Consider the following 20,622-nt stretch of genomic DNA (forward strand, 5'->3'; position numbering starts at 1 on the left):
ACGGGTCGGGGACGGCCACCGAGCGGTGACCGTGGTCACCCGGCAGGCTATCGAGGTGACGCCCGGGTCGCGGCGGAGGCGGGGGCCCGCTCAGCGACAGGGCGGGCGCTCGAGCCTCCGGTTGCTACGCCAGACCCTCGCGATGCGGCGGTGCCGTCCGGCCCCGCGGATCCCGGCGGGTGGGCAGGAGGCGCAGCTGGCTCATCAGCTCGCGATGCAGCACGCCCTGGAGCCGCTCCAGCTCGGCGACGGGCTCGTGGGACTCGTCGATTCGCACGTCCCAGATCGGGTAGCGCTCCGCCTCGACGACGTAGACGGTCGCCGAGCGCTCGCCGCGATGGTCGCCGCCCGAGGTCACGCCGGCCGCCAGTGCCGCGAGCAGCCGCGCGACGAGCTCACCCTCGGACGCCTCGAAGGTCTCGCGGCAGGCGGTGACGCCGTGCCCGCTCTGCAGCAGGTTGCCCTGCACCGACAGTCCGTCGCCGGTCTCGACGCCCGCCCAGCCCTCGCAGGCCTCCCCGGTGTGGTGGGCGACGTTGCCGGACGCGTCGACGACGCCGATCTGACGTTGCTCGGGGGCGGGATCGAGCGTCAGGACCGCGCCGAGCACGCGGTGAGCGGGATGTCCGTGGGCGAGCAGGTCGATCCCGTCCGCGCCGAGGTAGGGGTTGACCCAACCCTGCGTGGCGATCGCGCCGGCGTGGGGTTCGGCCCACGTGAGCAGCTTGCCGACCCCAGGGGTACCGGTGGCGGCCGCGATGCCGAGCTGGCCGGTCTCTGGGCAGCGCGCCACGATCGACAAGGTCATGGTTCGTCCGTCCGTCGGCGTCGGGGGTGGTCGCGAATCGAGGCGCGGGTCGCGGTGCTCGGCGGCAGGCGGGTCAGCGGTTGAACAGGAACGACAGCAGCAGCGACAGGACCACCGAGACGATGAGCATCGAGGTGATCGGGATGAACACCTGCGAGCTCTCGCCCTCGAAGCGCAGGTCACCCGGCAGCCGACCGAACCACGAGAAGGCCCCGACCCGCACGAGCAGGCCGATGACGACCGCCGCGATGCCGAGCGCCACGAGGACGGTGCCGATCGTGCGTTCCATCGCCCCGAAGGGTATCGGCGCCGAGCACGCCGGCGACGGTGAACCAGCCAGCGACCGTCCGGGCGGGGTGATGTGCAGGCGCTAGGCTGCCCGGCCCATGCCCGGCCTGGTGACCTTCCTGTCCGACTTCGGCCTGGCGGACCCGTTCGTAGGCCTCTGCCACGTGGCGGTCCTCGCGCAGGCGCCCGAGGCGCGCATCGTCGACCTCGGTCACGAGGTGGCGCCCCAGAACGTGCGCCAGGGGGCCGCCCGGCTGGCCGACGCCGTGGCTCACGTCCCCGAGCCGGCGACCCATCTCGCGGTCGTCGATCCCGGGGTCGGCTCCGCGCGCCACGCGCTCGTGCTCGTCGCCGGGGGGCACCGCCTGGTCGGGCCCGACAACGGCCTGCTCCTCGAGGCCGCCGAGCGGCTCGGCGGTGTCGCGGGGGCCTGGGCCCTGGTCCCACCCGCCGAGGCGTCGGCGACCTTCCACGGTCGCGACGTGTTCGCGCCCGCAGCGGGACGTCTCGCCGCCGGCGCCGCCCCGGGCGCCCTCGCGCAGCCGCTCGACCCCGAGACGCTGGTGACGCTGCCGTCCCGCCCGGTGCACGCATCAGTCGGGCGAGCACGAGCCGGCGTGCGCGACCTCGACCGCTACGGCAACGTGCAGCTCGCACTCCCGGCCGCGGACCTCGACCGGGCGGGGATCCCGTCGGCACTGCGCGTGCGTGCGGGGGACCGGGTGGTGGCCGCGACGCGCGTGCGGACCTTCGCCGAGCTCGCGCCGGGCCGCGCGGGGGTGCTGGTCGACAGCTTCGGGTGGGCGGCCGTCGTCGTGGCCGGCGGGTCGGCGGCTGCGGCCCTCGAGGTCGTGCCGGACGACGAGGTCGAGCTGGTCCCCGGATAGCCGAGGTCGGTCAGCGCACGTCTGCGCGCGCGGCGTGACGAAGTCGGCCCGAACGTCCCCGCGCTCGCCACGGGAGGCGTACGCTGCGGGGTCCGGTCGGCGATGTGTCTCGTGAGGCGCCGACGGATGGGAGGCGCGTGGCCGACGAGCACGGACGCCGGATCCTCGTCACCGGGATCTCCGGTGCGCTGGCCGGTGCGCTCGTCCAGCGGCTCGAAGCCGACGACCGGGTCGACTACGTCGGGGGCGTCGACCTCGACGACCCGTGCGTCCCGCTCGAGCGGGCCGAGTTCATCCGAGCCGACCTGCGCAACCCGCTCGTTGCGCGGGTGATCGAGTCGACCGGGGTGGACACGCTGGTACACCTCGCGCTCGTCACCACGCCCGCCCAGGGCGGGGGGCGCGCCCGCATGAAGGAGCTCAACGTCATCGGGACGATGCAGCTCCTCGCCGCGGCACAGAAGGCGCCCCGGCTCGAGCGGGTCGTGGTCCGCTCCAGCACCGCGCTCTACGGCAGCCACTACCGGGACCCGGCGCTGTTCGGCGAGGACAGCACCATCGACGTCAGCTCGCGCGCCGGCTACGCGAAGGACGCGGGCGAGGTCGAGGGCTACGCCCGCGGCCTCGCCCGACGCCGGCCCGACCTCACCCTCACGCTCCTGCGGCTCGCGAACACCGTCGGCCCGACCGTCGAGACCCCGCTCACCCGCTACTTCCAGCTGCCCGTCGCGCCGACCGTGCTCGGCTACGACCCGCGGCTGCAGCTCTTGCACGAGGACGACGCGGTCGAGGTCCTGCAGCGCGCGACGATGGAGGGCCATCCCGGCCTCTACAACGTGGCCGGGCCCGGGATCGTCTACCTGTCGCAGGCGATCCGGCTCGCCGGCAAGGTCGAGGCGCCCCTGCCGCGCCCGCTGCTGCCGCTCGTCGCCGGCTGGTTGCGCAGTGCGGGGCTCGTCGACTTCTCCCCGGACCAGCTCCAGTTCCTGCTCTTCGGTCGGGTGGCGGACACGACCCGCCTGCAGCGCACCTTCGGGTTCATGCCCGAGCACGACACCCGCACCGCGCTGACCGACTTCCTCGCCGAGCGCGCGGTGGAGCCGCTGATCGAGCCTGAACGGGTCGAGGAGCTGGAGGCCCGGCTGCTCGGCCTCGCGCGCCGGACGCTGCGGACCGGTGGGCAGCCCGCCCCCGGGGATCGCGAGGATCGCGCCGCGTCCCGGGCGACCGCCCGTCCTCCCGCCCCGCAGGAACCCGTCGCCACACCCGGTGGCCACGACGGGATCGATGGGCGCCCCGGCGACCGGGAGGGCGACCGACCATGAGCGACGAGAGCGAACGCTTGACGGCCGGCGGCGACGTGATCCCCCTCGACCTCACCCGGCGGCGGGCACGCCGGCCCGTGGGGGCGGGCTCGCATCCCGCCGGCTCGGGGACGCACGCGCAGGGGCGCGAGCGCTGCGGCCACGTCGACGAGCGGGGGGAGCCCTGCCGCAACTACGCGGGGGTGCACGGTCGCTGCGTCGTCCACGCCGAAGAGGCCGCCCCGCGCGAGCCCGCGGGCACCGGACCGGATCCGGGGACGGGGGCGCCACGCCCCACGGCGGGGCCGACCGCGGCCCTGCTCGGGGAGGACGGCGGACTCGCGCCCCCCGCGCTGGATCCCACCACCGCCGCGGAGTTCGAGGCCGCGGTGGAGCGCGCCCTCGCGTTCCTCCGTCGGCGCCTGACCGGTGACTACCACGTCGACGAGTACGGATTCGACCGGGAGCTCACCGAGGAGGTCCTGCTCCCCCTCGCCCGCCCGCTGTACCAACGGTGGTGGAGGGTCCGCACACTCGGCGCCGAGCACGTGCCCGACGACACCGGGGCGCTGCTGGTCGGCAACCACGCGGGCACCGTGCCGTGGGACGCGATCATGGTGAAGGTGGCGCTGCTCGACGACCATCCGGAGGGGCGCCACCTGCGCGAGCTCGCCGCCGACCTCGCCCTGCGGGTGCCCGTCGTCGGCCCGCTGGCGCGCAAGTCGGGGAACACGCTGGCCCGGGACGACGATGCGATCCGGCTGTTGCGCTCCGGCGAGCTGGTGGGGGTCTGGCCCGAAGGGTTCAAGGGCGTGGGCAAGCACTACCGGGACCGCTACAAGCTGCAGCGGTTCGGCCGGGGCGGCTTCGTCGAGATCGCGTTGCGCGCCCAGGCGCCGATCGTGCCGACCGCGATCGTGGGCAGCGAGGAGATCTACCCGATCGTCGCCAACGTGCGGTGGCTCGCGCGGCTGCTCGGGCTGCCGTACTTCCCGATCACCTGGCAGTTCCCCTGGCTGGGACCGCTGGGCCTGGTCCCGCTGCCCTCGAAGTGGATCATCGAGTTCGGCGAACCGATCGACACCACCGCCTACGGGCCGGAGGCCGCCGACGATCCCATGACCGTGCTCGAGCTCAGCGACCGGGTGCGCGACACCGTGCAGCAGATGCTTTACCGTACGCTACTGGGGCGCCGGTCAATTTTCTTCTGATTCGGTCGACGGGAGGTCCGGAACCAGCCCAGCGGCGGGAGGCCGGCCACGCCCCGATGGCACCAAAGAGGATTCGAACTGTCCCGCTGATGTCCCGGCCAGGGACGGTCCGCGTGCGTCCAGGTGGGGCATGCAGTGGTCCCATGGGCGATCAGCGGCCAATGATGAGACGCCCACGACCGAGGAGGGAACCGAGATGGCTGACGAACAGAGCGGCGCGACGCCCGACCCCAACACGGGCTCAGGCAATACCGGCAGCGCCGGTAGCGCCGGGCTCGACCCGAACATCGCTGCCATGCTGTCTTATCTGCTGTTCGGGTGGATCGGCGGGCTGGTCATGTTCCTGACCCAGTCCCACCCGGAGGTGAAGTTCCACGCGGCGCAGTCCATCATCACGTTCGGTGGACTAACGGTGATTTCGATCCTGCTCACCGCGATCCCGTTCACCTGGGTGATCTCGCCGTTCTTGTCGCTGCTCGGCTTCGTGCTCTGGATCCTGCTGTCGATCAAGGGCTACAACCTGGAGCACTTCAAGCTGCCGGTCATCGGCGACTACGCCGAGCAGATGTCGGGTTACCAGCAGGCGACCGCCTGAGCGGCTCGGGCCGACGCGCCCGGACCCGCCCGAACTTCCGCCGCCCGCGCTCCGGTGCATCCGGGCCGGGCGGCGCGCAGCTCAGCCGAGCCGGGCGGCGAGCATGAGTTGCACGACCATCGCGCCCACCATCGCGGTCAGCAGCGCGATGATCGTGATCATCGTCGCGCGTCTCACGCCGCGCGCACGGTGCTGATCAACGCCTTCAGCCACGGGCCGAGGTCGGCGGGCGTGCGGGCCGAGACGAGGTTGCCGTCGACCACTGCCTCCTCGTCCACCCAGTCCGTGCCGGCATTGACCATGTCGTCCTTGATCACCGAGACGCTCGTGGCACGGCGCCCCTTGATGATGCCCGCCGAGATCGGCACCCATCCTGCGTGACAGATGAAGCCGATCGGCTTGCCGGCGGTGTCGAACGCGCGGACGAGTTCGAGCGTCGCGTCGTGGGCGCGGAGCCGGTCCGGGGCGAACCCGCCGGGGATCACGAGCACGTCGTAGTCGTTGGCGGAGGCGTCCTCGATCGCGGCCTCCACGCCCATCGGCCCGTAGCCGTTCTTGCCGGTCACCTTCGCGCCCTGCGGGCTCGCGACGGTGACCTCGGCACCCTCCTCACGCAACCGGTGCAGCGGATAGAGCAGCTCGGATTCCTCGAACAGGTTGGCGGCGAGGATCAGGGCCTTCTTGCCGGTCAGTTCACTCATGGCGTCCTCCTTGCTTGGCCTGCGCGTCGCCGATCAGGGGTCGGCCGGGCGTCTGCTGGGTCGCGCGCCCCGCATCGGTGGTGGGGTGCCCATCGCCGGCGAGGCGTTCGGCGTGCTCAGGGCCGTCGTTGTCGGGAGCGGCCTCGCCGGCCAGCAGCGCCTCGGCGAGCTGCCGCTGGCGTGTCCAGAACGCGACCAACTCCGAGCGGGCATCGAGGTGGGGGCGGCAATCCAGCTCGAGCGTGACGGTACCCGAGTAGCCGGAGCGGCCAACATGGGCGAGGAAGGCCGCGAGCGGGAGGGTCCCCGTCCCGATGGGCGCGTGGTTGTCCTTGCCCGCCCCGTGGTTGTCGGATACGTGCAGGTGCACGACTTGGTGGCCGATCGCGTCCCACGCGTCGAACAGGTCGATGCCGGCGACGGCGAAGTGGCTCGTGTCGAACACGACGTGGCGGAACGGTGCGAGATCCTGAGGTGTGACCACCGAGGAGAAGTTCCGCCCGGCCACCGGGTAGAGGTTCTCCATCGCGAACGAGGGTCCGATCTCGGCGGCCTCGTCGTCGGCCTCGGCGGCCAGCCAGCCGCGCGCCCGCCGTTCCCACCGGAACGGGGCGTGCGCCACTAGCGTCTGGGCCCCGACCGCCCGGGCGATCTCGAGCGATCGTCGTGTCTTCTCGATGTAGGCGCGCCCGAGGACGTTGCGCAGGAGCAGCATGTACGGCCCGTGGACCACGGGGATCCGCAGGCCGGCCTCCTGGGCGCGGGCGAGGATGCGGTCGGGCTCGCGGCTGTCGGGATGGCGGGCGAGCAGGAGCTCCGCCTCGGTGAAACCGGCGTCCGCGAACGCGTCGAGGACCCAGTTGACCGGCGACAGGAGCAGCGGGGCGGTGGAGGCCAGGATCCTTGGCTCGCCGTGCATCGACTCCAACCGTAGCCGCCGCCGGTGACGGGGCCCCGGCCGATCAGGTAAGCGGGGGTGACGTTTCGGTGGCCACGCGTCCGTAGCATGCAAGCGATGGCCGAGTTCAGCTTCACGGCGGTGCATCTCGCGGGAACGCTCGGGGAGGTCGCCGCGCGCCTGCCCGACAAGCCCGCGCTCCGCACGGGTGAGGGAGTGTTCACCTACGCCGAGCTCGACGCGGCGGTGACCCGCGCGGCCCGGGCGCTGCGTGCTCGCGGTATCTCACGGGGTGACCGCGTGGCGGTGGACCTCGCGAACTCGTCGGCGTTCGCCGTGCTGCTCTACGGAACGTGGCGGGCCGGGGGGGTGGCGGTGCCGTTGAACCGCGCGTCGCCGGCGCCCGAGCTCGCGCGGCTGATCGCCGACGCCGAGCCGGCCCTCGTCGTCACCGAACCCGACCGGCGCGGGGTGCTCGACGAGGCGGCCGCCTTCGCCGACTGGCAGGCCCCGGTCGAGACGACCAGCCGTCTACCTGGGGTGGTGGGCCCGGAAGGGGAGCCTGGGGTGGTGGGCCCGGGAGAGGAGCCTGGGGTGGTGGGCCCGGGAGAGGAGCCTGGGGTGGTGGGCGACCCCGACGACCTCGCTCTGCTGCAGTACACCACCGGCACGACCGGCCGGCCCCGCGGGGTGATGCTCACGCACCGGCACCTCTCGGCGAATCAGGCGCAGCTCGATGCGTCGCGCCAGCGGATCGCGGAGCGCGACGAGGTCCTCGCGGTGCTGCCGCTGTCGCACATCTACGGGTTGAACGTCGCGCTGTGCTACCCGTTGCGGTGCGGCGCAACGGTGCGGCTGGTCGACCGGTTCGTGGCGGAGGAGACGCTCGAGCTGGTGTCCCGCGAGCGGATCTCGGTCCTGCTCGGCGCGCCGCCGATGTTCGCGGCGTGGCTCGCCGTCACCCGGAGGGGGAAGGTTGAGCGTCCCGACCTCGGGGCCGTGCGGGTGGCGGCCTCGGGTGGCGCGCCGCTGGCTCCCCGCGTGCTCGAAGGGTTCCAGGAGCGCTTCGGCGTGGCGCTCTGGGAGGGCTACGGCCTCACCGAGACCTCGCCGGTGCTCACGACCACCGCGATGGGCGACGCGCCGCGGGCGGGCAGCGTCGGCCCGCCGGTGCCGGGCGTCGAGCTCCGCCTCGTCCACGACGGAGGTCGGCCCGTGGCGTCGGGCGATCCCGGCGAAGTGCTCGCCCGGGGCCCCAACGTGTTCGAGGGCTATTGGCGGGACGAGGAACAGACCGCGGACGCCTTCACCGCCGACGGGTGGTTCCGCACCGGCGACCTCGGGTTCGTCGACGACGGCTGGCTGCACCTGGTCGACCGCAAGAGCGACCTCATCATCGTGAGCGGGTTCAACGTCTACCCGCGCGAGGTCGAGGAGGTCCTCGCGGCGCATCCCGACGTCGCGCAGGCGGGGGTCGTCGGGGTTCCCGACGAGCGCACGGGCGAGGTGGTCCGGGCGGTGGTCGTCCCCCGTCAGGGCACCCACCCGTCCCCGGAGGCGCTGGTCGAGCACTGCCGGAGGTTCCTCGCCCGCTTCAAGTGTCCGGTGGCGGTGGACATCGTCGAGGAACTGCCGATCCTGCAGACCGGGAAGGTGGCGCGCTGGGAGCTGCGCGACTCGGGCGGGGGTCGGCCGTGAACGATCGCGGGCCGCCCGGGCGGGCTCGTGGTCACTGGCGCACATTTTTCTGCCCGCCCGGCCTGGTGCGCGTGGCATCCGGGCGGCGCCGTGCTCACTCCTGCACGTAATGCCGCCCGGGCGAAGTGGTGCGCCCTTCGCGAGCGGGTGTCACACCGCCCGGGCGGAGTGGGGCGCCCCCCGCGAGCGGGTGGTCACGCCGTCACGCCACCGCGCGGGCTGCGGCCGCGATTCGCTCGGCCGCGCGCGCGGGGCCGCCGGCGGTCAGCCGCAGGAAGAGGGAGGGCTCGGTGAGCTCCAGCTCGAGGAGCAGCGGCTCGCCGTCGTCTGCCGGCAGCAGGTCGACGCGGGCGTAGATCAGGTCCTCGGGCCGGCGCCCGAACAGGCCGGCGGCGGCCTCGACCGTTCGGTCGGCGGCGTGACGCTCGGCGGGGGTGAGCGTGCGTGGCGTCAGGCGCTCGGGCGCGAACAGTCCGTCGACCGGCGGGCCGCCCTCGGCGAGGATCGCGCCCTTGGTGATCGCGTGGCTGAGGTGGCCGCCGAGGTAGACGACCGCGGCCTCGCCCGCTGCGTCGACGCCCGCCAAGTACGGCTGGACGAGCGCGGTGCGGTCGTCGGCGTGCAGCCGCTCGACGTGGGCTCGTGCGACCGCCTCCCCGTCGGCCTCCACCCGCAGCGCGTCCCGTGACCCGGCGGCCACCGCGGGCTTGACGACGACGGGTCCGCCGCCGTCGGCGAGCTCGGGCAGCTCGAACGCGGTCCCCGGCTCGACGAGGCGGGTCGGCACCGTCGGCACGCCCGCTGCGGTGAGGTCGACGAGGTAGCGCTTGTCGACGTTCCACCGCACGACGTCCACCGGATTGCGCACGGTGGTGACGCCGGCCACGTGCTCCAGCCAGTCGAGGAAGTCGGCGAGCCGCTCGGGGTAGTCCCACGTCGAGCGCAGGACCACGAGGTCGGCCTCCTCCCACGTCACGGAGGGGTCGTCCCAGGCCGCTGCGCGCGCCTGGACGCCCTGCGCGGCGAGTGCGGCCAGCAGCGGGACCTCGTCCTCGTCGAGGCCCTCCGCGGCGCGGGCGCTCGCGAGGAGCACGCGCGCCCGCTCACCGGACATGGACCCTCCCCGCCTCCATCAACGCGCAGGAGCGTAGCGCGCGGTGGGGCAGATCGCCCGCGCACGCGGGAGCGCGCGACAGCGCGACAGCCCGATCGCCCGGGCGCGCAGGAGCGCGCGGCAGCCCGACCGCCCGGGCACGCGGAGCGTGCGGCAGCCCGGTCGCCCGGGCGCGCGGGCGCGTGCGGTGGCCCGATCGCCCGGGCGCGCGGGCGCGTGCGGCCGTGGTCAGTACCGTGGGGGGCATGAGCGCACGGGTCGTCGTGTACACCCGCGAGGGGTGCGGGTTGTGCCGAGCTGCCGAGGAGGCCGCCGCCACGGTCGCCGCCGCTCGGGGTGAGAGCGTGGTCACCGTCGATGTCGACACCGACCCCGAGCTCGTCGCGGCGCACGGCGCCCGCGTGCCGGTCGTCGCGGTCGATGGGGACGAGGTCGGCGAGTTCGTGGTCGACGAGGCCACGATCGCGAAGGCGTTGGACACGGCCCGGTAGGCTCGGGTCCGACAGGCGTCGTCGGCGGGGCGGGCCCCGGGGCTCGTCGGTGCCACGTTGCACGGCCACGACGCGCTTGTACGATTGTGAACAGCCCCCGGCTGGTGGGGACGCGGCCCAGCACGAGCGACCGACGGCGAGCGAGCGGCTCTTGAACCGAGCGATACCCGAAGCGACCGTCCAGCGCCTCCCCGTCTACCTGCGCGGGCTGGTGGAGCTCGCCGAGCGCGGCGAGCACACCGTCTCCAGCGAGGCCCTGGCCGCCGCCGCCGGGGTGAACTCCGCCAAGGTGCGCAAGGACCTGTCCTACCTCGGCTCGTACGGGACTCGTGGGGTCGGCTACGACGTCGAGTACCTCATCCATCAGGTCAGTCGCGAGCTCGGCCTCACCCAGGACTGGGCGACCTGCATCGTCGGGATCGGGAACCTCGGCGTGGCCCTCGCGAACTACCGCGGCTTCGTGCAGCGTGGCTTCCGCATCTCCGCGCTGTTCGACAGCGCCCCCGAGGTCGTCGGGACCACCGTCGCGGGACTCGACGTCCATCCGGTCGACGAGATCGATCGGGTGGTGAAGGAGGAGCGGATCTCGATCGGGGTGCTCGCCGTGCCCGCCGCGGAGGCGCAGCCCGTCACCGACGCGCTCGTCGCCGCCGGGGTCAGCTCGATCCTCAACTTCGCGCCGGTCGTGCTCCAGGTGCCGGACGAGGTGAGCCTGCGGAAGGTGGACCTGTCCATCGAGCTGCAGATCCTCTCGTTCTACGAGCAGCGCCGGGCGGCGGAGGAGTCGGTGCGGGCCGGCGCTGCCCGGGAGGCCCTCGAGCGGGCGCACCAGGCGGCCGACGACCTCTCCCGCACGCTCCCGGAGAACTCCGACGACGAGGCCGGTGGCGCCCCGGAGGCGGCATACGATCCCAGCGGTGAGGCGTCCCGGGGTCCCGGAGTGGCGCACGACCACGGAGACGAGGCGTTCCGGGGGCCGGGGGGCACGACGACGTGAGCTCCGGCTGGGTGCCGGTCGAGCTCGACCTCGCCGGCCGGCTGGTCGTCTGCGTGGGTGCCGGCCGCGTCGCCGAGGGCAAGCTCGCCCAGCCGCTCGAGGCCGGGGCCGAGGTGCGCGTGATCGCCCCCCAGGCGACGCCGGGGCTCGGCGAGGCGGCCGACCGCCGCGAGCTGACCTGGCACGCGCGGCCGTATGCCGAGGGGGACCTCGCCGAGGCCAGCCTCGTGATCGCCGGTTCGGACGATCCGGCCGTCAACGAGCGGGTCGCCGCGGACGCCGAGGCCCTGCGCGTCCCGTGCGTGCGGGTCGACCGGGACCCGGCCGCCGAGTATCCGGGCAGCGCCGCCTTCCCCGCGACGCTGCGGCGGGGCCCGCTGGTGCTCACCGTCGGGACGGGCGGCGCCGCCCCCGTTCTGGCCGGCCGGCTCAAGCGGGAGCTCGCCGCGCAATACCCGCCCGAGTACGGACAGCTTGCCGAGTTGCTTGCCGAGTTGCGCGACGCTCCCGAGGTGCAGGCGGCCCTCGCGCCGCTCGGTGACGACGAGCGGCGCCTCAGATGGCGCTCCGTTCTGGACGCCGATACGCTGCAACTGATCCGCGACGGTGAACTTCGAGCTGCAAGGGAAGTGGCGATTCGGTGTCTGTGCTCGTCGTCGGGCTGAACCACCGCACCGCGCCGGTCGGGCTCCTCGAGCGCCTCGCGGTCGCCCCGGAGCGCCTCGAGAAGGCGTACCGGGCGTTGCTGGACCGCGATCACGTCGGCGAGGCGGTGGTGCTGTCCACCTGCAACCGGGTCGAGGTCTACGCCGCGGTCGACCGCTACCACGGGGCGATGGGCGACCTGCGCGCGTTCCTCTGTGAATGGGGCGACGTCGACCCGGAGGAGCTCGCTCCGATCGCCTACGACTACTTCGACGAGCGCGCGGCCGCGCACCTGTTCGCGGTGACCACGGGTCTCGACTCGATGGTCGTCGGCGAACGCCAGGTCGGGGTGCAGGTCAAACGGGCCTACAAGGACGCCCACGAGCACGGCGCGGCCGGGCGGGTGCTGGGGACGCTCTTCCGCCAGGCTCTGCGGGTCGGCAAGCGAGCCCGCGTCGAGGTCGACATCGACGCGGGCGGCGCCACGATGGTCGACGTCGGCCTGTCGGCGGCCCGTCGGGTCCTGGGTGAGTTCGACGGGTGTCACGCCGTGGTGGTCGGCGCGGGCAAGGTCGGGGCGCTGGCCGCGAGCGAGCTGCTCGACAGTGCCGCCGAGGTCACCGTCGTCAACCGACACACCGAGCGCGCGAACGAGCTCGCCGGACGGCTCGGCGCGTCGGCCGTCGGGTTCGAGGGGCTGGGTGAGGCCCTCGTCGATGCCGACCTCGTGCTCACCTCGACCGCCGCGGCCGAGCCGGTCGTGCGCCCCGAGACCGTCGAGGCCGCCCTCGCCGAGCGCGACGACCGCCCCCTCGTGTTCCTCGACCTGGCGGTCCCTCGGGACGTGGATCCCGCGTGCGCCGAGCTGGGTGGCGTGCACGTGCTGGACGTCGACGCGATCCGTAGCCTGACCAGCGCCGACCACCACGGCGTCGCGGTCCACCGCGCCCGCGAGATCGTCGAGGAGGCCGCGCAGGGCTTCGTCACCTGGACCCGGACCGTCGAGGTCGAACCGACCATCGCCGCGTTCCGCCAGCGCGCCGAGGAGGTGCGCGTCGCCGAGCTCAGCCGGCTCGAGCCACGCCTCGCCGGCCTCGACGAGCGGGAGCGCCGCGCCGTGGAGAGCCTCACCAAGGGCATCGTCAACACGCTGCTGCACGAGCCGACGGTCCGACTCAAAGGCATGGCCGACCACCGCAGCGCCGACGCGCACGCCGCCGCGCTGCGGGAACTGTTCGGGTTCGCCGAGCCCGATCTTCCCGGCCCCCAGCTCGAGGACGCCGGTCGGCACGGCGCCGACGAGGCCGTCGCGGACGAAGCCGGCGGGGGCCCGGCCGACCCCGCCGAATCGGGTGGCCCCGGGGACTCCGGCCCCCGGCCGGCGTCATCGGGTGGCCCCGGGGACTCCGGCCCCCGGCCGGCGTGAGGGTCGCGACCCGCCGGTCCGCGCTGGCCCGGGCCCAGGCGTTCCAGACGGCCCGGGCCCTCGCAGGTGACGACGCCGAACTCGTCCCGCTGAGGACCACCGCCGACCGCGAGCCCGACAAGCTCGTCGCCGACTTCGGCACCAAGGGACTGTTCGTCGACGCGCTGCGGGAGGCGGTGCTCGACGGCGACTGCGACATCGCCGTGCACTCCTACAAGGACCTGCCGACCGAGCCGGTCGACGGGCTCGTCGTGGGGGCGGTGCCGCCCCGCGCGGACGCGCGTGACCTGCTCGTCACCCGCGACGGGCACGCGCTGTCCACGCTGCCGCGGATCTCGACGGTGGGGACCAGCTCCGAGCGCCGGCGCGTCCAGCTGCTGCGCGCGCGCCCGGACCTGCAGGTCATCTCGGTGCGCGGGAACCTCGACACCCGGCTGCGCAAGGTCCACGAGGGGGAGTTCGACGCGATCGTCGTGGCGCTCGCGGGGCTGCAGCGTCTCTACACGCCCGAGGAGGACGGAGGGGTCGGCCCGCTGGGACTGCCGCTGCACGCCGTGCCCCTCGAGCCCGGCGAGTGCCTGCCCTCGCCGGCGCAGGGCGCGCTCGCGGTCGAGTGCCGCCGCGACGACGCGGAGACCCGCAAGCGGCTCGCGCGCGTCGAGGACGCGGGAGCGCGGGCGACGGTGACCGCCGAGCGCTCGTTCCTCGCGACCGTTGGCGGGGGCTGCCTCGCGCCGATCGGTGCGCTCGCGACCGAGCTGCCCGGGCGCGTGCTCGAACTCGCCGCGATGCTCGCCGACCCCGGCCGGCGCAAGGTGCTGCGCCGCTCGTTGCGCGGGCCGATCGCCGAGCCCGAGCGTCTCGGTCGGGAGCTTGCGCAGCAGATGCTCGCCGACGGTGGGGAGCAGTTGGTCGCCGCGGTGCAGGAGCGCCGCGACCGCGAGGCCGGAGGGTGACCGCTCGGTCGGCGCGGCAGGCCGGAGGCGGCGTGTCGGGCGGTCCGCCGTTCGGTGGCCCACCCGCTCGGTCCGGTACGGTCGCCCTCGTCGGGGCCGGCCCCGGGGATCCGGGGCTGATCGGGCTGCGCGCGATGCACCTGCTCGAGACCGCGACCTTCGTGGCGTACGACCGCCTGTCGCCGCCGGAGGCCCTGGACCGCTGCCGCGAGGACGCCGAGCTGCTCTACGTCGGCAAGCTGCCCGACCGCCACGCGATCGCCCAGGACGAGCTGTCGGCGTTGCTCGCGGAGAAGGCCCGCGAGGGCCACGCGGTCGTGCGGCTCAAGGGCGGTGACCCGTTCGTGCTCGCCCGCGGCTCGGAGGAGGCCGAGGCCTGCGTCGCCGCCGGGGTGCCCTTCGAGGTGGTGCCAGGCGTGACGAGCGGGGTGGCCGCCCCCGCCTACGCCGGCATACCCGTCACCCACCGCGGCCTCGCCCCCGGATTCTGCGTCGTGACTGGCCATGAGGATCCGGCCAAGGACGAGCCGCAGGTCGACTACGAGGCGCTCGCGCGCTTCCCGGGGACCCTGCTGCTCTACATGGGGGTCGGGCGGGTCGGCGCGATCGCGGAGGCCCTGATGGCCGGTGGGCGGCCGGCGTCCGAACCCGTCGCGGTGGTGCAGTGGGGGACGACGCCCCGTCAGCGCAGCCTCTCGGCCTCCCTCGGTGACGTCCCCGAGCGGCTCGCCGAGTCCGGCCTCGCGAACCCGGCGGTGATCGTGGTCGGCGAGGTCGCGGCCTTCCGCGATCAGCTCGCGTGGTTCGAGCGCCGGACCCTGCACGGGATCTCGGTGCTCGTGCCGCGTACCCGTCAGCAGGCCAGCGAGCTGTCCGAGCGACTGCGCGCCCTCGGTGCCGAGCCGGTCGAGGCCCCGACGATCGCGATCGAGCCCACCCGGGAGCCGCAGGCGGTGCGCGCGGCACTCGGTCGGGTTGCGGAGGGTGCCTACGACTGGATCGCGCTGACCAGTCGCAACGGGGTCGACGCGCTGTGGGAGGCGCTTGAGGGGCTCGGCGGCGACGCGCGGCGCTTCGCCGGCGTGCGGCTCGCCGCGGTCGGTTCCGGGACCGCCGAGGCGCTCGCCGAGCGTGGCCTCGTGGCGGACATCGTGCCCGAAGCGATGACCACCCGTGGTCTCGCCGACGCCCTGATCGCCGCGGGGGCGGATGGCGCAGGCGCGGGAGGCGACCACGGTGCCGGTGGTCCCCGGATCCTGCTGCCGCGCGCCGACATCGCGACCCCAGCGTTGTCGGCGGCGCTGCACGACGCCGGCTGGGACGTCGACGAGGTCGAGGCCTACCGGACCGTGCCCGCCGAGGCGTTGCCCGACGGGGTGCCCGAGCGCATCGTCGCCGGTGACATCGGCGTGCTCGCGTTCGCCTCCAGCTCGACGGTCCGTACCTTCGTCGACCTGTACGGGGCGCTGCCCCCGGACTCGGTGCGGGTCGCCTCGATCGGGCCGGTCACCAGCGAGACTTGCCGTGAGCTCGGCCTCCCCGTCGATGCCGAGGGGGACCCCCACGACCTCGACGGGCTGGTGCAAGCCGTGGTCCAGGCAGCCGCAGCCCGACGGTGATGGGTCGCCGGGCTGATGTTCGCGGTGGTGCGCGGACCACGGGCGAGCGGTGCAGCGATCTCCCGTGGTGGGGGGATCCGTCGCGTGGTGATCCGCGGCGTGGTGATCCGTGGTGCGGTACCCGTGCAGTGGCAGTGGTGTCTCGTGGTACGCCTACCCGCGCCGTGCCGATTCGTGGTACGCCTACCCGCGCCCGCGCGGGTAGGCGTACCACGAGGCTGAACGCGTCTGGCTGGCGGTGCGGTTACCCGCGCGGGCGCGGGTAGGCGTACGTGTCCCGGGGTCGACCTCCCCCCGCGCGGCACACTCCATGCCCCACACCTTCATTGGGCTACTCGTCGTGACGTTGTTGTTTCCCACTGTTCGGCACGCGACGTTGATTACGCTTGTTCCACATCTGTGGAAGAACCTGTGCATTGCTGCTGGCACGCTCGTGTATTCCGAGGGTCCACGGCGCATTACTTGGTGCGGAGGCCGGCTATGAGCGGCGGCCCCGGTGCGAGGGGCGGCCCCGGTCTTGAGCGGCGGCCCCAGGCATGAGCGGCGGCCCCGGCATGAGGGGGCGCGGAGGCGAAGGCTAGGTGAGGACCAGGTAGGCGCCGACGAGGACGACCGCCACCATCGCCAGCTTGAGAAGCACTTTGGCGACCTTCAACGCGACGTAGACGCCGATCACGATGAGGGCGATGCCCGCGAGGTCGTCGAACGTGATATCGGTGAGCAGATCCATGGCGGCGCACCGTAGCCGATCGGCCGTCCGACGTCGTGCTCGCCGGCGCCGCCTGCCGGGGTTCGTTGCACCGGTTCGTGCCAGCCACACGACGAACCTCGCCAGCGCCGCCCGCCGGGGTTCGTTGCACTGGTTCGCGCAGGGCCCCGCCACACGACGAACCGCTCCGCCGCCTGCCGGGGTTCGTTGCACCGGTTCGTGCAGGGCGCAGCCACACACGAACCCGCCGCGGGCCGGCTGGCGCTGCTCGCATACGCTGGGTCCATGAGCCCGCGCCCCACCGACCCGGCCTCCCCCGCCGCGTTCCCCGCCGCACGCCCGCGGCGGCTCCGGCATACTGCAGCGCTGCGCGACGCCGTGCGGGAGACGAGCCTCGCCCCCGGCGACCTCGTCGCCCCGCTGTTCGTGAAGGAGGGTCTCGACGAGCCCCAGGCGGTCCCCTCGCTGCCCGGCGTGCAGCAGCACACGGTCGACAGCCTGCTCGCCGAGGCCAAGGAGCTGCGCGCCCTCGGCATCCGCACGCTCCTGCTGTTCGGCATACCCGCCCACAAGGACGCCGACGGCAGCGAGGCGTGGAACCCCGACGGGATCCTGCAGCGCGCCCTCGCGGCGCTGCGCGAGGCTTACGGCCACGACCTCGTTCTCGCCGCGGACACGTGCCTCGACGAGTACACCGACCACGGCCACTGCGGACCCCTCGACTCGGCGGGACACGTCCGCAACGACGACGCGAACGAGGGTTACGCCCGTGCGGCGGTCAGCCAGGCGCGGGCTGGTGCGGACCTCGTGGCGCCGAGCGGGATGATGGACGGGCAGGTGGCCGCGATCCGCCGAGCCCTGGACGAGGCGGGTTTCGCCGAGCGCACCGCGATCATGAGCTACTGCACGAAGTACGCGAGCGTGCTCTACGGGCCGTTCCGCGACGTGGCGGAGTCGGCCCCCTCGACCGGGGACCGCCGTGGGTACCAGCTCGATCCCGCGAACGCGGACGAGGGGGTGCGCGAGGCCCTCGCCGACGCGGGCGAGGGTGCGGACGTCCTGCTCGTGAAGCCGGCCACCGCCTACCTCGACCTGGTCCACCGGGTGAAGGAGGCCACGGGCCTGCCGCTCGCCGCGTACCACGTGTCGGGGGAGTACGCGATGTTGCAGGCCGCCGCCGAGCGCGGATGGATCGATGGTCCCGCCGTGGCCGAGGAGGTCGCGCTGTCGCTGCGGCGCGCCGGCGCCGACCTCGTCATCACGTACGCCGCCGCCGAGATCGCCCGGCGTCTCGCATGAGCCCGGGCGGCCACGAGCCCCACCCCGAGACCGGCGGCGACACGGATCCGCTGTCGGCGGTGCACGCGCACCTCGAGGCGTTCAACGCGGGGGACGTCGAGCGGGTGGTCGCGACCTTCAGGGAGGACGCGCTGTTCGTCGCCGGCGACCAGGTCGTCGTCGGCCATCGAGCTCTGCGGGCGATGTTCGCCGACGCGTTCGCCGCCCCGGTCGAGGCGCAGCTCACGCTGAACCACGTGGTCGTGTCGGGCGCGACCGCGGCCTGTGAGCTCACCGAGACCCTCGAGGTCGAGGGCTCGACGCACTCGCTCGACGTCGCCGCGTTCTACACCGCGCAGCGCGGGCAGCTGGTGCGCGTGAAGGTCTACCGCGACCTCTCCGACCCCCAGTAACCGACCCCGGCAGCGTTCTCAGCCCTCGAGGGCTAGCAGACCCGCGTGCACGATCGCGTCGCGGGAGAGGCCGTGCTCGCGATACAGATCGTCGATCGTGCCGGACTGGCCGAAGGCCTCGACGCCGAGCGGCAGCACCCGGCAACCGAGCGCCGAACCCACCCAGCTCAGCGCATGGGGGCTCGCGTCGTGCACGGTCACGATCGGCGCGCCCCGCTCCGCCGGGGGCACGAGCCTGCCGAGCTGGTGCGTCTCGGCGGGCCGGCGCACGCGGTGGACCGCCTCGGCCAGCTCCGCGCGCCATCCCGCGTGCAGCCGGTCGGCCGAGGTGAGGTCGTGCACGACGGTGGGCGCGCCCTCGTGCTCGAGCACGGCGGCGGCCTCCAGGACCTCGGGCAGCACCGCACCCGAGGCCATCAGGTGCAGCGCCGGCGGCCCGGACGGCTCGATGAGACGGTAGCCGCCGGCGAGCACGTCCGCGCGCAGGCGCTCTTCGCCGAGTCGCTCCTTCGCGGCCGCGAACGGCCCCTGATCGATCGCGCGGGTGGACAGGCGCAGGTAGCGCGACCGACCGTGCTCGCGGTCGGTCAGGTCGGCGAGCCCGTCGCAGAGCAGCCAGTCGACCGCCTCGGCGTACGCGGGCTCGCAGAACACGAGCCCGGGCAGCTCCATGCCCAGGGAGGCGGTGACCGTCGACTGGTGGGCGCCGCCCTCGGGCGCGAGCGTGATCCCCGAGGGCGTGCCCGCGAAGACGAACCGCGCGCCCGAGTACAGGCCGTAGATCAGCGCGTCGAGGCCACGGGCCACGAACGGGTCGTAGACGGTACCGATCGGCAGGAGCAGCTCGTCGGCCAGCTCGGCGGAGAGGCCGAGCTGGCCGAGCAGCATGAACACGTTCATCTCGCTGATGCCGAGCTCGATGTGCTGCCCCTCGGGCGACTCGTGCCAGCGGAGCAGGTGGCCCTCCTCGTGGTACTCGGGCCGTTCCTCGGTCGCGAAGACGCCGACCTTGTTGATCCACCCGCCGAGGTTCGTGGACGTGGCGACGTCGGGGCTGGTCGTCACGACGCGCTCGCGCAGCCCCTCGTGTCGGGACAGGCGCAGCACGACGCGCCCGAACGCCTCCTGGGTCGACAGCGCTCCCGACCCTCCGACCCCGACGGCCGCGGGCACGGTCAGCGCGGGCGTGGCCGGACCGTCCGCGGGCTCGACGAGGCGCGCGGCCACCTCGGCGCAGAGCCGCCCTTCCGAGCTGTCACCGGGGAACCGATCGAGCTCGGTGTCCGGGGTGAGGCCGAGGTCCGCCCGCAGCGCGTCGATCTGCGCGCCGGTCAGCAGCTGGCTGTGGTTCAGCGGGTCGCCCGCGATGGGCAGCCCCCACCCTTTGATGGTGTACGCGAACACGACCGAGGGCCGGTCGGTGACCGCGTCCGCGTCGGCGTAGGCCTCCCGCAGCACGTCGAGGTCGTGGCCGCCGAGGTTGAGGACGAGCGCCCCGAGCTCGTCGTCGGGGACGTCGTCGATCAGCCGCTCGACCGCGGGGTCGGCGCCGGCGAGGAAGCGCGCGCGCAGCTCCTCACCCGACCGCGCGAACAGGCTCTGGTACTGCTCGTTCGGCATCGCGTCGATGTGGTGGCGCAGTGCCTCCCCGCCCTCTCGAGCGAAGGCGGCCTGTAGCCGCCGCCCGTACTTGGCCTGGACCACGTGCCAGCCGCTCTCGGCGAACAGCCGCATCAGGCTCGCCGCCTTCACGCCGGGCACGACGCGGTCGAGGCTCTGGCGGTTGAGGTCGACGATCCACAGCACCTCGCCGAGCGACTGGGTGCCGGGCTCGACGAGTGCCTCCCAGACGTTGCCCTCGTCGAGCTCGGCGTCCCCGAGGATCGACACGAACCGCCCGCCCGCGGTGCGCTCACCGAAGTGGGCGCCGACGTAGCGCCCCATGAGCGCGCCGAACAGCGGCGCGACCGCGCCGAGGCCCACCGAGCCCGTGGAGTAGTCCACCGGGTCGGGATCCTTGGTGCGGCTGGGGTAGGCCTGCAGCCCACCGTGCTCGCGCAGGCGCGACAGGTACTCGCGATCGAGGTTGCCGAGCAGGTACTGGATCGCGTGGAACGTCGGCGAGGCGTGCGGCTTCACCGACACGCGGTCGCCCGCCGCGAGGTGCCCGAACCACAGGCTCGTCATGATCGACACGACCGAGGTCGACGACGCCTGGTGTCCGCCGACCTTCAGGCCGTCGGCACCCGCTCGCTCGCGGTTGGCCAAGTCCACGATGCGGACCGCGAGCCACAAGACCCGCTGCTGGATGGCATCGAGCGTCGTGGTCGGTGGGGAGGCCTGATCGAGCGTCTCGGCGTCCGGAGGCATGCACGCCCTTCGTGGCCGTGGCGGGGCGGGGTGGTGCCGCAGTGTGCGGCCTGCGTCGGCCCGCCGACAAGCCGCGGGGGCTGCCCCCGGCTTGTCGACCAGCCGCGGGGGCTGCGTCGGCCCGCCGACCAGCCGTCTGGCCGTCACGGACGTCCGTGCCCGCGGTCGGTACGATCACCCCGACGGACACGCGCCGACCGAACGCCCTGACAAG

At 73.8% G+C, this 20,622-nt stretch carries 20 protein-coding genes; 13 read left to right on the forward strand and 7 right to left on the reverse strand.

Translation table 11 applies throughout. The annotated features are described in order from the left end of the window. Window positions 1–124 precede the first annotated feature (124 nt). Together ER308_RS12575 and ER308_RS12580 are read right to left on the reverse strand one after the other, a co-directional pair. Complete coding sequence (locus tag ER308_RS12575; RefSeq protein WP_131155314.1) at window positions 125–808, reverse strand: DUF1028 domain-containing protein; 684 nt, start codon at window positions 806–808, stop codon at window positions 125–127. Between the two features lie 73 nt (window positions 809–881). Next, window positions 882–1,097, reverse strand: a complete 216-nt coding sequence (locus ER308_RS12580; protein ID WP_131155315.1) for a DUF2905 domain-containing protein — start codon at window positions 1,095–1,097, stop codon at window positions 882–884. A gap of 97 nt (window positions 1,098–1,194) precedes the next feature. Here ER308_RS12580 and ER308_RS12585 point away from each other — a divergent pair, with 97 nt between their 5' ends. The 4 genes from ER308_RS12585 (at window position 1,195) to ER308_RS12600 (ending at window position 5,093) form a co-directional block, all read left to right on the forward strand. Next, window positions 1,195–1,983, forward strand: a complete 789-nt coding sequence (locus ER308_RS12585; protein ID WP_131155316.1) for an SAM hydrolase/SAM-dependent halogenase family protein — start codon at window positions 1,195–1,197, stop codon at window positions 1,981–1,983. A 137-nt stretch (window positions 1,984–2,120) separates the two neighbouring features. Continuing rightward, window positions 2,121–3,308: an NAD-dependent epimerase/dehydratase family protein gene (locus tag ER308_RS12590; RefSeq protein ID WP_131155317.1), complete on the forward strand. Its 1,188-nt coding sequence runs from the start codon at window positions 2,121–2,123 to the stop codon at window positions 3,306–3,308. Continuing rightward, on the forward strand, window positions 3,305–4,498 hold the full coding sequence (locus ER308_RS12595) for a lysophospholipid acyltransferase family protein (protein ID WP_131155318.1): 1,194 nt from the start codon (window positions 3,305–3,307) through the stop codon (window positions 4,496–4,498). The genes ER308_RS12590 and ER308_RS12595 overlap by 4 nt, the downstream gene beginning before the upstream one ends. Window positions 4,499–4,694: 196 nt before the next feature. Continuing rightward, window positions 4,695–5,093 (forward strand): DUF4870 domain-containing protein, encoded by a 399-nt coding sequence (locus tag ER308_RS12600; protein ID WP_205745591.1) that lies wholly within the window; start codon window positions 4,695–4,697, stop codon window positions 5,091–5,093. A gap of 173 nt (window positions 5,094–5,266) precedes the next feature. Here the strand turns inward: ER308_RS12600 and ER308_RS12605 are convergent, their stop codons facing one another. Both ER308_RS12605 and ER308_RS12610 read right to left on the reverse strand, forming a co-directional pair. Next, entirely contained in the window at window positions 5,267–5,794 is a 528-nt protein-coding gene (locus ER308_RS12605; RefSeq protein ID WP_131155319.1) for a type 1 glutamine amidotransferase domain-containing protein, read from the reverse strand. Then, window positions 5,787–6,713, reverse strand: coding sequence for a sugar phosphate isomerase/epimerase family protein (locus tag ER308_RS12610; protein ID WP_165492061.1), 927 nt, complete (start codon window positions 6,711–6,713; stop codon window positions 5,787–5,789). The genes ER308_RS12605 and ER308_RS12610 overlap by 8 nt, the downstream gene beginning before the upstream one ends. A gap of 96 nt (window positions 6,714–6,809) precedes the next feature. Here ER308_RS12610 and ER308_RS12615 point away from each other — a divergent pair, with 96 nt between their 5' ends. Further along, the gene (locus tag ER308_RS12615) at window positions 6,810–8,390 is read left to right on the forward strand and encodes an AMP-binding protein (RefSeq protein WP_165492062.1); all 1,581 of its coding nucleotides are present in this window, start codon (window positions 6,810–6,812) and stop codon (window positions 8,388–8,390) included. A gap of 202 nt (window positions 8,391–8,592) precedes the next feature. Here ER308_RS12615 and ER308_RS12620 read toward each other — a convergent pair whose 3' ends face one another. Then, the gene (locus tag ER308_RS12620; protein ID WP_205745592.1) at window positions 8,593–9,504 is read right to left on the reverse strand and encodes an ATP-grasp domain-containing protein; all 912 of its coding nucleotides are present in this window, start codon (window positions 9,502–9,504) and stop codon (window positions 8,593–8,595) included. Window positions 9,505–9,749: 245 nt separating this feature from the next. Here ER308_RS12620 and ER308_RS12625 point away from each other — a divergent pair, with 245 nt between their 5' ends. The 6 genes from ER308_RS12625 to cobA all read left to right on the forward strand — a co-directional run bounded on the left by ER308_RS12625 (window position 9,750) and on the right by cobA (window position 15,638). Then, a complete protein-coding gene (locus ER308_RS12625) occupies window positions 9,750–9,995 on the forward strand; it encodes a glutaredoxin family protein (protein WP_131155322.1) in 246 nt (81 codons plus the stop codon). Window positions 9,996–10,071: 76 nt separating this feature from the next. Beyond that, entirely contained in the window at window positions 10,072–10,992 is a 921-nt protein-coding gene (locus ER308_RS12630; RefSeq protein ID WP_420826256.1) for a redox-sensing transcriptional repressor Rex, read from the forward strand. Continuing rightward, a complete protein-coding gene (locus tag ER308_RS12635) occupies window positions 10,989–11,657 on the forward strand; it encodes a precorrin-2 dehydrogenase/sirohydrochlorin ferrochelatase family protein (protein ID WP_131155324.1) in 669 nt (222 codons plus the stop codon). Before ER308_RS12630 ends, ER308_RS12635 begins: the two co-directional genes overlap by 4 nt. Further along, window positions 11,633–13,063: a glutamyl-tRNA reductase gene (locus ER308_RS12640; RefSeq protein WP_131155325.1), complete on the forward strand. Its 1,431-nt coding sequence runs from the start codon at window positions 11,633–11,635 to the stop codon at window positions 13,061–13,063. Before ER308_RS12635 ends, ER308_RS12640 begins: the two co-directional genes overlap by 25 nt. Further along, on the forward strand, window positions 13,060–14,019 hold the full coding sequence (hemC, locus tag ER308_RS12645) for a hydroxymethylbilane synthase (protein WP_131155326.1): 960 nt from the start codon (window positions 13,060–13,062) through the stop codon (window positions 14,017–14,019). Before ER308_RS12640 ends, hemC begins: the two co-directional genes overlap by 4 nt. Beyond that, a complete protein-coding gene (gene cobA / locus ER308_RS12650) occupies window positions 14,016–15,638 on the forward strand; it encodes a uroporphyrinogen-III C-methyltransferase (RefSeq protein WP_205745593.1) in 1,623 nt (540 codons plus the stop codon). The genes hemC and cobA overlap by 4 nt, the downstream gene beginning before the upstream one ends. 577 nt (window positions 15,639–16,215) lie before the next feature. On the opposite strand, the gene ER308_RS21680 is transcribed toward cobA, so the two are convergent. After that, window positions 16,216–16,368 carry a hypothetical protein gene (locus ER308_RS21680; RefSeq protein ID WP_165492063.1) on the reverse strand — a complete coding sequence of 51 codons (153 nt, stop codon included), beginning with the start codon at window positions 16,366–16,368 and terminating at the stop codon, window positions 16,216–16,218. A gap of 264 nt (window positions 16,369–16,632) precedes the next feature. Here ER308_RS21680 and hemB point away from each other — a divergent pair, with 264 nt between their 5' ends. Together hemB and ER308_RS12660 are read left to right on the forward strand one after the other, a co-directional pair. Continuing rightward, window positions 16,633–17,646, forward strand: a complete 1,014-nt coding sequence (hemB, locus tag ER308_RS12655) for a porphobilinogen synthase (RefSeq protein WP_131155327.1) — start codon at window positions 16,633–16,635, stop codon at window positions 17,644–17,646. Then, window positions 17,643–18,038 carry a nuclear transport factor 2 family protein gene (locus ER308_RS12660; RefSeq protein ID WP_165492064.1) on the forward strand — a complete coding sequence of 132 codons (396 nt, stop codon included), beginning with the start codon at window positions 17,643–17,645 and terminating at the stop codon, window positions 18,036–18,038. Before hemB ends, ER308_RS12660 begins: the two co-directional genes overlap by 4 nt. Window positions 18,039–18,056: 18 nt before the next feature. Here the strand turns inward: ER308_RS12660 and ER308_RS12665 are convergent, their stop codons facing one another. Next, window positions 18,057–20,408: a transketolase-like TK C-terminal-containing protein gene (locus ER308_RS12665; RefSeq protein ID WP_131155329.1), complete on the reverse strand. Its 2,352-nt coding sequence runs from the start codon at window positions 20,406–20,408 to the stop codon at window positions 18,057–18,059. Window positions 20,409–20,622 lie beyond the last annotated feature (214 nt).

The organism is Egibacter rhizosphaerae (assembly GCF_004322855.1).
GTDB lineage: Bacteria > Actinomycetota > Nitriliruptoria > Euzebyales > Egibacteraceae > Egibacter > Egibacter rhizosphaerae.

Bases quoted from the DNA above. Each gene is read 5' to 3' on its own strand.
- ER308_RS12620 (WP_205745592.1), bottom strand. From the start codon at position 9,504: ATGTCCGGTGAGCGGGCGCGCGTGCTCCTCGCGAGCGCCCGCGCCGCG.
- ER308_RS12585 (WP_131155316.1), top strand. From the start codon at position 1,195: ATGCCCGGCCTGGTGACCTTCCTGTCCGACTTCGGCCTGGCGGACCCG.
- ER308_RS12615 (WP_165492062.1), top strand. From the start codon at position 6,810: ATGGCCGAGTTCAGCTTCACGGCGGTGCATCTCGCGGGAACGCTCGGG.
- ER308_RS12665 (WP_131155329.1), bottom strand. From the start codon at position 20,408: ATGCCTCCGGACGCCGAGACGCTCGATCAGGCCTCCCCACCGACCACG.
- hemB (WP_131155327.1), top strand. From the start codon at position 16,633: ATGAGCCCGCGCCCCACCGACCCGGCCTCCCCCGCCGCGTTCCCCGCC.
- ER308_RS12575 (WP_131155314.1), bottom strand. From the start codon at position 808: ATGACCTTGTCGATCGTGGCGCGCTGCCCAGAGACCGGCCAGCTCGGC.
- ER308_RS12625 (WP_131155322.1), top strand. From the start codon at position 9,750: ATGAGCGCACGGGTCGTCGTGTACACCCGCGAGGGGTGCGGGTTGTGC.
- ER308_RS12595 (WP_131155318.1), top strand. From the start codon at position 3,305: ATGAGCGACGAGAGCGAACGCTTGACGGCCGGCGGCGACGTGATCCCC.
- ER308_RS12605 (WP_131155319.1), bottom strand. From the start codon at position 5,794: ATGAGTGAACTGACCGGCAAGAAGGCCCTGATCCTCGCCGCCAACCTG.
- ER308_RS12580 (WP_131155315.1), bottom strand. From the start codon at position 1,097: ATGGAACGCACGATCGGCACCGTCCTCGTGGCGCTCGGCATCGCGGCG.
- ER308_RS12600 (WP_205745591.1), top strand. From the start codon at position 4,695: ATGGCTGACGAACAGAGCGGCGCGACGCCCGACCCCAACACGGGCTCA.
- ER308_RS21680 (WP_165492063.1), bottom strand. From the start codon at position 16,368: ATGGATCTGCTCACCGATATCACGTTCGACGACCTCGCGGGCATCGCC.
- ER308_RS12610 (WP_165492061.1), bottom strand. From the start codon at position 6,713: ATGCACGGCGAGCCAAGGATCCTGGCCTCCACCGCCCCGCTGCTCCTG.
- ER308_RS12660 (WP_165492064.1), top strand. From the start codon at position 17,643: ATGAGCCCGGGCGGCCACGAGCCCCACCCCGAGACCGGCGGCGACACG.